This is a genomic window from Paenibacillus violae (assembly GCF_032461945.1).
Classification (GTDB): Bacteria; Bacillota; Bacilli; order Paenibacillales; family NBRC-103111; genus Paenibacillus_E; species Paenibacillus_E violae.
This window is the reverse complement of the sequence record NZ_JAWCUD010000004.1, coordinates 285,646-298,589: the sequence shown is the minus strand read 5'-3', so window position 1 is coordinate 298,589 and position 12,944 is coordinate 285,646. Positions and strand designations below refer to the sequence as shown.

The window sequence follows — 12,944 nt, the reverse complement described above, 5'->3', positions numbered from 1 at the left end:
GATGAACACGATTCCAAATCGTCAGGTCATATGTGAGACTTTGCTCGAAAAGGCGCAGCAGGACCGCTCTATTATGGTGCTTGCCAGCGATTCGAGGGGTTCGGCGGCGATGGGACCTTTTGCCAAAGCGTTTCCGGAGCAATTCGTTGAGGTGGGCATCGCAGAGCAAAATATCGTCGGAATTTCCGCAGGGCTTGCCCACAGCGGTAAAAAGCCGTTCGTTACCTCGCCGGCCTGTTTCCTTAGCATGCGCAGCATTGAGCAGATCAAAGTGGACGTCGCTTATTCGGCAACCAACGTGAAGCTGGTGGGAATTAGTGGCGGTGTCAGCTACGGCGCGCTTGGCATGTCCCACCATTCCGTACAGGATGTGGCCGTTATGCGGGCGATACCGGGCATCGCTGTGATGATGCCGGCTGATCGGCATGAAACGAAGCGGATGACGGAAGCGCTTGTGCAGCACGAAGGCGGCGTTTATGTTCGAATTGGCCGTAACGCTGTTCAAGATGTTTATGATTCGGACGATTACGAATTCATTATCGGCAAATCCGTGCAAATGCGCGAAGGCAGCGACGTAACGATCATTGCAGCAGGGGAAACGGTTCGTGTGGCACTGGATGCACATGAAGCGCTGAAGGAAGCGGGCGTATCTTGCCGAGTGATCAATATGCATACGATAAAACCTTTGGATGCGGATGCCATTATTCAGGCGGCAAAGGAAACCGGACACATCATCACGGTGGAAGAGCACAGCGTGCATGGCGGGCTTGGCGCAGCTGTGTCGGAAGTGGTCGTTCAACATCAGCCCGTACCGATGCGGATTATCGGCATACCAGACGAACCGGCGATTGCCGGGAAAACGGCTGAGGTTTTTGACCATTACGGCATTAGCAGCAGCAATCTTAAGCGTGTGGCGCTTGGCATGCTCGGCAGACAGGAGTAATGATGATGGAAAAGTCCTACCTGCTCGCGATTGATCAAAGCACATCAGGGACGAAAGCGCTTATTATTAACCGCGCAGGGCAGATAATGGCTCAAAGCGCGATCCCGCATCGCCAGTACTATCCGCGCCCGGGGTGGGTCGAGCACGATCCCATGGAAATTTACGCAAATGTCATTCGCTCAGCTCATGAAGCTTTGGCGATAGCCGGAGTCGGGCCGCAATCTTTGGCTGCCTTAACGATCACGAACCAACGGGAGACGGCCGTGTTGTGGGATCGAACGACAGGGCTTCCCGTGCATGCCGCGATCGTATGGCAGTGCCAGCGAACAGCTGACCAGTGCGCCGTCTATCAGAAGGCGGGGCACGAGGAGAGTGTGCGCAGCAAGACGGGGCTGATGCTCGATCCGTATTTCACCGCAGCGAAATGGGGCTGGATCCTGGAGCATGCAGAGGGTGTGCGAGAAAAGCTGGCCGACGGCCAGCTGCTCGCTGGCACAATCGACAGCTGGCTGCTGTGGAAGCTGAGTAGGGGCAAGACGCATGCAACGGATTATACGAACGCCAGCCGCACATCGCTTTTTAATATCCACACGTTACAGTGGGATGAGGAACTGTGCGGCCTTTTTGGCGTGCCGCTGCAGCTTCTTCCCGAGGTCAAGAGCTCGGATGAAATTTTTGGCTACACGGAAGATAGCGAATTATTCGGCGATTGCCGGGTTCCCATCACGGGGGTCATCGGCGACTCGCAGGGAGCTTTATTCGGCAACCAGTGCTTTGAGAGCGGTATGGCGAAAGCCACCTACGGCACAGGCACATCCGTGCTGATGAATGTAGGCGAGAGGCCGATTCCATCAGGTAACGGACTTGTGAGCGCTATTGCCTGGGGCAGAGGCGGCAAAGTGACGTATGCCGTTGAAGCCGTTATCCGCACTTCGGGTGACAGCTTGACCTGGGTTCGGGATAATTTGTGTTTGTTTCGTACGTTTGAGGAGATGGAGCAGATGCTTGAGCACACGCCAGATAGTGAGGGTGTATATTTGGTACCGGCATTTGTCGGGCTTGGTGCGCCTTACTGGGACTCTTATGCCAGAGCCTCCATTACAGGTATGAATCGGGGGACAACGAAAGCACATATCATTCGGGCTGCCATTGAAAGCATTGCTTTTCAGGTACACGACGCGGTTAAATTGATGGAAAATGAAACTGCTGTTGCGCTGCAAGAACTGCGGGCAGACGGCGGTGCGTCTGATAATGTGAATTTGATGCAATTCCAAGCTGATTTATTAGGTAAAATGGTCGTGAAATCGGAAATTGCGGAATTGTCCGCACTAGGCTCGGCTTATTTGGGCGGTGTCGGAATCGGCTTTTGGCCGTCACTCGAAGCGATAGGTACAACGCGAGAAGGATCTATATCGTACCAGCCGAAAATGCTGCCGGAACTGCGCGAAGCCCATTGTTCGGGCTGGAAAAAGGCCGTTTCCTCCGTCTTAACTCGGAATGCTTAGATGCAAAAAGGAGAGATCATAAATGCCGCACCATTTTATGCCCTATGAGGTTCCAGAGCAAAAGCAGATTCGTGTCATTATCAATACCGACGCCAAATGCGAAGCGGACGATCAATACGCGATTGTGCATGCGATTTTATCACAACGCTTACAAATAAAAGGCTTCATAGGCGCCCACTTCGGTCCAAGAAGCGCTGCTCCGATGGAAGAATCTTATGAGGAAGTGGAGCATGTGCTGCAGCTCATGGGGATGAGAGAGCAATATGGCGTCTATCGGGGGGCTCCGCACAAACTCCCGGATGTCCATACGCCTGTGCCTTCGGAAGGCAGCCAACTCATTATTGACGAAGCGATGAAGGACGATCCGAGGCCTTTATTCGTCACCTTTCAAGGACCGTTAACTGATCTGGCTAGCGCTTATTTGCAGGAGCCGCGCATTGCGAATCGTCTTACCGCTGTTTGGATCGGCGGAGGTACGTATCCTGAGGGGCATGATGAATTTAATTTATCCAATGATGTCGAGGCAGTGAATGTCGTTTTCAATTCCCCGATCCCGCTATGGCAGGTTCCTAAAAATGTGTACGAAATGGTGCGCGTTGGCATTGCCGAGCTTGCTGTAAAGGTTCGTCCTCATGGCCGCATCGGCAGCTATTTATATGACTACCTTGTCCATCACAATATGAAAAACGGACATCGCCCGCAGTGGCCGAAAGGGGAGACCTGGGTGCTCGGCGATTCGCCGGCCGTTTCCCTGCTGCTGGAGGAGCAGAGATTCGATTATGAGATGATCGAGGCGCCGAATGTGGATGCCGAAATGCGATATTTCGCGAAGCCGGGCAACCGTAAAATCCGCGTCTATCGGAGTGTGGACTCCCGATTTATTTTGGAGGATTTTTATGCGAAATTGGCGTTGTTTGCACTCTATGAGAAGGAGAGGGATTCACAGGAGTAGTGTGAGCGACACGCTGTAGGGTTGTTTTACACCGCTAACGTAGCTGCCACGCGCGAACAGTTCGCGGTAGCGTTGTAAAACAAGCTTAAGTTCAGCGTGGAACCCCATTCCACGCCCATGACACGCTGTAACTTTGTTTTACGCCGCTAACGTAGCTGATATGCGCAAACAGTTTGCGTTAGCGTTGTAAAACAAGCTTAAGTTCTGCGTGGGAGCCCATTCCACGCTTTCGACACGCTGTAACGTTGTTTTACATCGCTAACGTAGCTGCCACGCGCGAACAGTTCGCGTTAGCGTTGTAAAACAAGCTTAAGTTCAGCGTGGGAGCCCATTCCACGCTTTCGACACGCTGTAACGTTGTTTTACATCGCTAATGTAGCTGCCACGCGCGAACAGTTCGCGTTAGCGTTGTAAAACAAGCTTAAATGCCGCGCGGGACCCCAAACCACGCCCACGACACGCTGTAACGTTGTTTTACATCGCTAACGTAGCTGCTATGCGCAAACAGCTCACGTTAGCGTTGTAAAACAAGCTTAAGTTCAGCGTGGAACCTCATTCCAAGCCCACGACACGCCGCAACATTGTTTGTCACCGCTAAAGTAGCCACAACCTCCTCCATTCCCTTCAGAGATAGCCCAATAGGCTGTCTCGTATTCCACAGTTCCATCCAATCGCAATTTCCACTTTAAACGATCCCAATCGCGTTGTATTGCCAGGACTGGCAGAGCAAAAATGAAAGCGTTTCAGCAAAAAACACTTCAATTTGATCCTTTGCTATTTTGAAGCAGTTAATGTTAAATACTTTAAATCTCCATTTAAATACCTTCTTCTGCAGCTGGAAAACATAGGTTTCAGCTCCTTGAAAGGATTTTTACAAATTACAATTCTACATATATCCAGTTTCATAAAAGCGTGGTATGATGTGTGATGTCACAATATTTCGTATACGAATGATTTTGGTGTGTAAGGGGGGCGCGTTTTGGAAGAGGTTAAAGAACTTGTAGCTGAACTCACGAGGCTGCATAAAGTACGGGCTTCTTTACTGTATCGAGAACTTCAGCGGGAAGAGCTTACGGGACCTCAGCTATTTATTTTGCGGGAATTGTTTTTAAAAGAACCAAGAAAGCTTGGCGATCTTGCCCAGTCTGTGCAGCTCAGTAATAGCACGGTGTCAGGTATTGTCGACAGGCTTGAACGTGATGGGATGGTTGAACGCAAAAGAGATGAACAAGATCGCAGGGTGGTCTGGATTGGCACAACAGATTTCTGTCAACAAATGAAGAAATCGAAGGTCGAGACGATGAATAATGAGTTTTATGCAGGTCTAGAAAATGTCTTTACACCCGAGCAGATTGCGACTTGCAAAGAAGTAGTGGGTACACTGATTAAACATTTGGAGAAAAAGCTGGAGGGAACGGAATGAAACGTAAATTAATTTTAATTATTATTCTGGCTGTTATTGTACTTAGCGGAGCCTTTATCGGCAGTTATTACTGGTATCAAGGCGCTAACTACGTAGCGACGGACAATGCCCGTATCTCTGGGGATATCTACCGTGTCATGCCTCGAATTTCCGGCAAAATCAATACGCTGGGCATTAAGATGGGAGATACGGTTGTGGCGGACCAAATCGTTGGGCAGCAGGATATTACGAACTTATCAAATAGCTTATTAGATCAAGCATCACTGCGTGCTCCGATTAGCGGAACGGTCATTCAAACTTCTGCCAAAGTCGGCGAAGTCGTGGCTCCTGGGCAATCTGTAGCCATGATTGTGGATAAAAATGCGCTCTACGTATCCGCAGACATCGATGAGACGAAGATCAAAAAAGTCCATGTGGGTCAAGTGGTAACATTTGATGTCGATACATATGGCAAAACAGAATTCCAAGGGAAAATAATGGAGATCGGCCAAGCAACAGCTTCTACGTTCTCTTTGCTTCCAACAACAAGTTCAAGCGGGAATTTCACCAAAGTAACACAACGTATGAGTGTAAAAATTTCTATAGACGATAATAAAGGATTGGATCTAGCGCCAGGAATGAATGCTTCGATCAAAATCCATATCAAAGGGGAGTAAGGATTGCCCATGAAAAAACATCTTAACGTCGTTATATCTTTAAGTGTTCTTGCCGGTTCCATGATACTTGCGAGCGGCTGTACATCCTCGTCGGCCAGCACTGCGCAATCAAGCGTACCTTCCGTCAAGGTGATTACGATCAACAGCGCGAATGCCGTTGGCGCAAGCGGTAAACTGGCATCGGATCAAACCGTTCAAGTCGTGTCCAAAATTGGCGGTAAAATTGCCGCAGTTTCCGTTGAAGAAGGCGCAAAAGTGAAAAAGGGCGATCTGCTTGTGCAGCTTGATACGGAAGATTTGCTCCAACAGTTGGATCAAGCTCAAGCAGGACTGACGGCTTCGCAAGCCAAATTGGCGGATACGGAAGCTGGTGCCCGCTCGCAAGATGTGCAGGCGGCAATGTCGGGTGTTGACCAAGCCAAAGCAGCGGTTAACCAAGCGAAAGCAGGGGTAACGCAAGCGCAAGCAGCTTATGATCTTGTAACCAAGGGATACAATCATGCTAAGAATTTTTATGATCAAGGCGATGTTACATCCGACGAATTGGATAAAGTAACGCTTGATTATGAAAAGGCTAAGTCAGCGAATGATGCGGCCCTATCACAACAACAAGCTGCGAATGCGCAATTGGCTGCGGCCGAAGCGAAGCTTGGTTTGATCAGAGAAGGGGCAACGGCAAACACATTAGAGCAATTAAAAGCTGATGTCACCGCTAAACAAGCTGCTTTGAATCTGGTTCAAATCGCAGTGAAAAATGCGGGAGTCGTATCTCCCATCGATGGTGTTATTGTTAAAAAGAACGTGAATGCAGGAGAAATGGCGCAAGCGGGCGCTGCTTTATTGACCGTTGTTAATGTAGATAAAGTGAAGGTTGAAGTTAGCGTACCTGAAGGAATGATCAATTCGATCAAGGAAGGTTCCAAAGGAAACGTTATTGTTCCTAGTGTTCCAGGTAAAACATTTGAAGGAACGGTCTCCTTTGTAAGCCCTGTATCCGACACGAATAATAATACGTTCCCGGTGAAGTTGACAGTAAACAATCCGGATGGAACGTTACATGCAGGTGCTGTAGCGAGTGTTGACTTCGGAGGCAGCAGCAGTGAAAGTCGCGTTGAAGTGCCCAAAGTAGCGCTTGTTCAAAAAGATGGTAAATCCGTAGCTTTCAAACTTAACGGTGACGCTGTGCAATCCGTTGTGCTGCAAACCGAAGATAAGAACCAGGATTGGGTATACCTTAAAGGAGACTCGGCTCTGAAACCGGGAGATAAAATCGTCTTGAACCCGGGTGACAAGCTGGCAGACGGAGCTAAGGTTCATGCCGAGTAAAGGAGGCTGCTACAATGTCAACAACAACGGCAGATACAGCTACTCCGGCAGTTGAGCAAAAAGAGGAGCAGATCACAGTCTACCAGTGGTTAGCACTGTTAGTACTCATTCTAGGCACATTTCTAGCCATTTTGGACAATAGTTTAATGAACGTTGCGATACCCAAACTGATGGCTGTATTCGGTTCGACATCTACGGAAATCGAGTGGGTTGTTACGGGGTATATGCTTGCTTCAGCGGTCGTTGTTCCGATGGGGGGCTTCCTGGCGGACCGATTCGGTTACAAAACAACGTTTCTGACCACGGTGAGTGCGTTTATCGTCGGCTCGGTATTGTGCGGGATCGCTTGGAGCGACACGAGTCTTATTATTTTCCGAATTATTCAAGGACTTGGCGGCGGCTTTATTATGCCGGTAGGTATGGCCATGCTTTACCAGATCATGCCTCGCAGCAAAATTCAAGTAGCGATGGGGATCTGGGGAATTTCGGCGATGGCTGCGCCTGCGATGGGGCCAACTCTAAGCGGATATTTAATTGATAATTTTAGCTGGCGCTATTTATTTTACATCAACGTTCCCATTGGGATTGTAGCCGTAGGTCTTGGTTTGATTATCTTGAAAGAGACGCCTAAACGTGCAGGGCTGAAATTTGATTACGTTGGCAGTATCTTATGTATGATTGTTTTCAGCACGCTGCTTCTGGCATTAACGGACGGTCAAGCGGATGGGTGGACTTCCTTCTATATCGTGAGTTTGTTCTTCATCTCTATTTCATGTTTTATTCTATTAGTTTATATCGAGCTAGGTAAAGATAATCCGATTATGGATTTTCGCTTGTTTAAAAACTCCGTCTTTACGATCAGCTTGGCAGCCTCAAGTTTCGTTATGATTTCCATGCAGGGCGGGATCTATATGATGCCAATTTTTCTGCAAAATGTAACGGGATTGACGCCTATGCAGACAGGGTTGGTCATGATGCCGCAATCGATCGCCATGGCTTTCATGATGCCTGTTGCAGGGAAACTTGTTTCCAAATACGGAGTTGTACCTCTAAGTATCGTAGGTTTGGCTATTATTGGTTTTACAACGCTGGAAATGCATGTTCTTTCGCAGCAAACGTCTACACATTGGATTAGCGGTTTGCTCGTTATCCGTGGTATTGGTATCGGTTTGTGTATGATGCCGTTGTCCTCAGCCGGGATGAATACGTTGCCCAATCATTTGATCGGTAGGGCTTCCTCCGTATCCAACGTTGTGCGTAACGTGATGGCATCGCTGGGTATCGCCTTGCTGACCAGTATTATGAATAACAAATCTACGCAATTCGGAGTAAGATTCAATGAATCTATTTCTACAAATACGCCTGCGTATGCTGATTTTCAGACAAATGTCGTTCATCGTTACTTAGAACTTGGGACGGATACAAGTTCAGCTTCCGGTGGTGTTATCGGCGTTTTATACGGACTCGTACAAAAAGAGGCTTTGACAAGAGCAATTGCTGACACCTTAATGGTATCTGCGGTTCCGGCTTTCATTGCGATCGTCTTGGTCATTTTTATGCGGAAGAAAAAGAAAAGTGAGGCTGTCGAGCAGCAATCCGCCAAGGATTCTGATGCTCAGCACCATGTGATGATTGAAATGTAATCGCAAAACTCACTCTTAGGAGGAACGGGAAAAATGAAAATTCAATTTAAACAAGTAGCAATGACGCTCGTTCTGTCATCAGCATTGCTGATGACGGGACTCCCGGCGCTTGCAGAAGGAACAGATGCTGCTGTTGCTCAAACAGTCGCAGCTCCGGTCTATCAAATAAGCGACAACCTGCAAGTTGCAATCGAAGGCGTCACTAGCGAGAAAACAGCAAACGGCGTGCGTCTCGGTTCTGTCATTAGAATCATGAACACCAGCAATCAGACGCTTCGCATTCCAGACTATGAGCTTAAAGTGAAAACGACGGATGGTACCATCTATACGTTGCGTCCAAGCAGCAGCAATGCACACGGGGTGCAGCCGGAGTCGGAAGTCGAATTGACGTATTTGAAAGTCATCAACCGTCAAACGGAAGTGGATTTAAGCAATCTATCACTGATTGATGTTAATTATGATGTGTATCCGAAACAGGAAACATTGCTTCTATCTGCTCCAATCGATGGGTTGGTATGGAACGGAAATCGCGGAGAGTTTAAAAAGGCTCCGGCTTCCATTAAATGGGGAGAAACGTTCAGCATCCCGACTGTAGCATCGCCATTGCAATACAAAACAGTTGATATTACTAAAAGCAACAGCAATGAAGGTGTCGTGTATGTGGTAAAACTTTTGGTAACTAATCCGAACGATCAAGCCGAAACATTGCCGGCTATTGAATTGGATGGCAAGTCCAAAACGAATCTGTATGCGGGCAAACAGGTTGAAGCAGATCCTGTTGTGCTCGATGCAGGTCAAAGTAAATATGTTCATTATGCGATTCATGCTGATATGGATACCGTGCTGGAGAGCATCAATGTGCTGACATCCGAAAGCTTTACGCAAGCAGATGCAGCAGGCAATGTAAAAACTTCTGCCTTCACAATCGGGAAGCTGAATGTTGAGATGCCAGGCGCTGCCGGTGCCACGGGCAGTTATACGTACGGAACGCCGATTACATTTGAGAAATGGAATGACGTTATTAATCAGGATCTTGATGTAGCCTTGGTAGAACTGCATGTTACGGACAACAAAGATCAAGGCAGCAAAGTAGCTTTTGCTAAGTTTACTTTGACGAACAAGGGCGTTAGTGACATTCCTGTCCCAGCTTTCCAAACGATGTTGTCTAGCTCAACCGGCTATGATTACACAGGTTCCAGACAAAATGATGATCAGAAGTCTATCGCGCCAGGAACTTCAACAGTTGTCAGCTATGCATTTGTACTGCCTGTCTCTGAGACAAGCGATACATTTACGATGAAAGTGCAAAACGAAATCAAAGGACAAACAGACGGAGAATCCAAACCAGCGTTCAAGTCAACAATTGCTTCCTACCAGGTAGCTGTACAGGAGCCAGAGGATAGACACGAGATCTCTTTGTATCCTTATACGGTTAATTTGAAAGATTACATGTTGTCTCAAATCACAGTGCCAGGACAAACGATTGCTCTCAATTACACCTATAAATTGCAGCTGTATATGGATCTCATTCGTGATCCTAAGGTGTTGGTAGACAATAGCTTCTCCAAATTGAAATTTGAGCTGGTTGATCGATCGGGCACGATTTTGGGTTCTAAAATCTTCCCATTCACCGGCACTGATCGCTTAGTTAATGGCAAACAAACGTTAACTTTCAGCAACTTAACGACAGATCAAATTCAAAACAATGTACTAGTTAATGTATATGAAGTGTTGAACACACCATCAGGAGAAGTTGATCGACTGATTGCAGAGTTGAAATAATGGATAGAAGAGGATGTCCCAATAGCCATGTACATGGCGGGGCACCCTCTTTTTCATTGTAGCTGACGCCGATTACTCCCGCTATTTTTCTCGAGTTTAAATTGCTTGGAATTTCTGGTAAACTGTCTGATAACATGCCTGTAGGGTTACCGCTTACCCTTCCTGTTATTTTTTTAAATACAGATAGGCAAACGATTCGTAAAGCCATATAATTAGAAAGGACAATCAAAGTTATTCAGGAGGAAGGGAATCATGTCATTAATTGGAGAAGAACGCAAAGACTATATACTAAACCTGCTTAACCTTGAGGGTAAAGTAAAAACGACGGACTTGGTTGATAATTTGAATGTATCTTCTGAAACGATTCGCAGATATCTGGAGGAATTGGAAGAAGAAAACAAATTGAAGCGGGTATATGGCGGCGCCGTGAAAATCAATCTCTCCCGTGAGGAACCATCCCATCTGAAGAGAGAAGTTTTGCATGCGGAAGAAAAACGAATCATCGGCCGTTCAGCGGCTACATTAGTGGAAGATAACGAAGTCATTTTCATCGATGATGGGTCAACGACGCTGCACATCATTGATTATTTGCTTAATAAGAAAAATATAACAGTACTTACGAATTCAGTTCCTGCTCTTTACCTGCTTATTGATTACAAGAACAAGGAACTCCTTTCTGGCGACATCTTCTTCATCGGAGGGAAAGTAAGTTCATTACAGTCTCGCGTTGTCGGTTCTATGGCTGAAAAAATGATCGAGAACTTTTATGTGGATAAAGCGTTTATTTCGATTGACGGCATTATGTTGGACAAAGGGATCACGGCTTTTGATGAAGATCGGGGACAATTTGCCAGAAAATTAATTGACCAATCGAAGATTAGCGTTGTGGTAACGGACAATTCGAAGTTTGGACAAGTACAATTTTACAAAATTGCTGACTTGAACAAGATCGATATTATCGTTAGCAATGTGGACGCTCCTAAAGAGTGGAAGGAACAGTTGATTCAAAAAGATATTACCTGGATTCAGGCCGAATAAAATATACAGTGAGAGAAGCATCTGAGGCAGCGGCCTTGGGTGCTTTTTTGTTTTTCATTCAACCATATATCGGTAATTTTTCGACTTTTTTATGAAAATACTCCACTCTCAATTGAAGCGTTTACAGCTAAGATGAAAGCAGTAAACGATATTGAGGTGAACAACCAAAGTGATACATCCACTTGTACAAATGGAAGGTATTGATAAACATTTCCCCGGCGTACAGGCGCTTTCCAACTGCCAATTTGAACTTATCCCAGCTGAGGTCCATGCTTTGGTTGGTGAGAATGGTGCAGGAAAGTCGACCATGATGAAGATCCTGACCGGCATTTATCAGAAAGACGGCGGACGCCTGCTGTTGAGAGGGAAGGAGGTTCAGATTCCGGATACCAAAACAGCTCAACGACTAGGTATCAGCATCATTCATCAAGAGCTCAATTTAATCCCCGATTTGACGATTGCTCAGAATATGTTTATTGGGCGGGAGCCGCGTAAAAAACTGCGATTTATTTTAGACGAAAAGAAAATGAATGACGACACGAAGGAGCTTCTGGAACAGCTAAACCTGAACTTGGATCCGCGTATGAAAATATCGGAACTGAGTGTCGCCAAGCAGCAAATGGTTGAGATCGCCAAGGCGCTGTCCTTCCATTCCGAGGTGCTCATCATGGATGAACCGACTGCGGCACTGACGGAAGCGGAAATAAACGAACTATTTCGGATGATTGAGAAGCTGCGGCATAACGGTGTAGGTATCGTTTATATTTCCCATCGCATGGAAGAGTTAAGAAGAATCAGCGACCGAATAACGGTCATGCGGGATGGGCGTTACATTACCACTGTGAAGACGCAAGAAACATCCATGAATGCGATCATTTCGATGATGGTTGGAAGGGAAATCGTGGTTGAGAAACGGCCAAGCTTGCAAGGCGGATCGCAGGATACAGTCCTGAAAGTCGAAAATCTGAGCCGTGGGAATGCCTTCAAGAATATTCATTTTACCGTGAATGCCGGTGAGATCGTAGGCGTTGCCGGTTTAATGGGAGCAGGCCGAACGGAGATGGCGCGAGCGATTTTTGGAGCCGATCGTATGGATACTGGCGAAGTCTATGTACACGGGAAAAAAGTGAATATTCGCGGAACCCATGACGCGGTGAAACACGGAATCGGGTATCTTTCCGAAGATCGCAAACGATACGGGCTTGTCGTGGATATGGATCTGGGGGCCAACATTGCGCTGCCCTCTTTGAAGAAATTCCGCAACCGGTTCGGGTGGATGAAAGATGGTCGCATCGAACAAGTATCGGGTCACTATGTGGAATCTTTAAAAATAAAAACGCCGAGTGTGCAGCAGAAAGCGAAATTTCTGTCAGGAGGCAATCAACAAAAGGTCGTTATCGGGAAATGGTTGCATCGCGATTGCCAGATTCTTATTTTTGATGAGCCGACAAGAGGGATTGATGTGGGGGCAAAATCCGAGATTTATGCGCTGCTAGAGGATTTAGCCAAGCAGGGAAAGGCGATTTTGATGATTTCCTCCGAGCTGCCCGAAATTTTGCGTTTAAGCCATCGTGTTCTGGTGATGTGCGAAGGCCGAATAACCGGTGAACTTCCAGGTGATCAAGCCAACCAAGAAGAGATTATGAAACTAGCAACAAGCCGCAATTAAGAAAGGA

10 protein-coding genes are annotated in these 12,944 nt (G+C 47.0%); all 10 read left to right on the top strand.

The window, feature by feature from the left end:
• Nucleotide 1 precedes the first annotated feature (1 nt).
• The 10 genes from RQP52_RS15295 to RQP52_RS15250 all read left to right on the top strand — a co-directional run bounded on the left by RQP52_RS15295 (nucleotide 2) and on the right by RQP52_RS15250 (nucleotide 12,937).
• Nucleotides 2-943, top strand: a complete 942-nt coding sequence (locus RQP52_RS15295; protein ID WP_315952615.1) for a transketolase family protein — start codon at nucleotides 2-4, stop codon at nucleotides 941-943.
• The gene (glpK, locus tag RQP52_RS15290) at nucleotides 943-2,448 is read left to right on the top strand and encodes a glycerol kinase GlpK (RefSeq protein WP_379171488.1); all 1,506 of its coding nucleotides are present in this window, start codon (nucleotides 943-945) and stop codon (nucleotides 2,446-2,448) included. Before RQP52_RS15295 ends, glpK begins: the two co-directional genes overlap by 1 nt.
• A gap of 22 nt (nucleotides 2,449-2,470) precedes the next feature.
• On the top strand, nucleotides 2,471-3,400 hold the full coding sequence (locus RQP52_RS15285; RefSeq protein ID WP_315952611.1) for a nucleoside hydrolase: 930 nt from the start codon (nucleotides 2,471-2,473) through the stop codon (nucleotides 3,398-3,400).
• 979 nt (nucleotides 3,401-4,379) lie between these two features.
• Nucleotides 4,380-4,823, top strand: coding sequence for a MarR family winged helix-turn-helix transcriptional regulator (locus tag RQP52_RS15280; RefSeq protein ID WP_315952609.1), 444 nt, complete (start codon nucleotides 4,380-4,382; stop codon nucleotides 4,821-4,823).
• Nucleotides 4,820-5,479: an HlyD family efflux transporter periplasmic adaptor subunit gene (locus RQP52_RS15275; RefSeq protein ID WP_315952607.1), complete on the top strand. Its 660-nt coding sequence runs from the start codon at nucleotides 4,820-4,822 to the stop codon at nucleotides 5,477-5,479. Before RQP52_RS15280 ends, RQP52_RS15275 begins: the two co-directional genes overlap by 4 nt.
• A 9-nt stretch (nucleotides 5,480-5,488) precedes the next feature.
• A complete protein-coding gene (locus RQP52_RS15270) occupies nucleotides 5,489-6,805 on the top strand; it encodes an efflux RND transporter periplasmic adaptor subunit (RefSeq protein WP_315952605.1) in 1,317 nt (438 codons plus the stop codon).
• A 14-nt stretch (nucleotides 6,806-6,819) separates the two neighbouring features.
• Nucleotides 6,820-8,448, top strand: coding sequence for a DHA2 family efflux MFS transporter permease subunit (locus tag RQP52_RS15265; protein WP_315952603.1), 1,629 nt, complete (start codon nucleotides 6,820-6,822; stop codon nucleotides 8,446-8,448).
• 33 nt (nucleotides 8,449-8,481) lie between these two features.
• The gene (locus RQP52_RS15260) at nucleotides 8,482-10,230 is read left to right on the top strand and encodes a hypothetical protein (RefSeq protein WP_315952601.1); all 1,749 of its coding nucleotides are present in this window, start codon (nucleotides 8,482-8,484) and stop codon (nucleotides 10,228-10,230) included.
• A gap of 252 nt (nucleotides 10,231-10,482) precedes the next feature.
• Nucleotides 10,483-11,268 (top strand): DeoR/GlpR family DNA-binding transcription regulator, encoded by a 786-nt coding sequence (locus RQP52_RS15255; protein WP_315952599.1) that lies wholly within the window; start codon nucleotides 10,483-10,485, stop codon nucleotides 11,266-11,268.
• 190 nt (nucleotides 11,269-11,458) lie between these two features.
• Nucleotides 11,459-12,937 carry a sugar ABC transporter ATP-binding protein gene (locus tag RQP52_RS15250; RefSeq protein WP_379171502.1) on the top strand — a complete coding sequence of 493 codons (1,479 nt, stop codon included), beginning with the start codon at nucleotides 11,459-11,461 and terminating at the stop codon, nucleotides 12,935-12,937.
• Nucleotides 12,938-12,944: the final 7 nt, after the last annotated feature.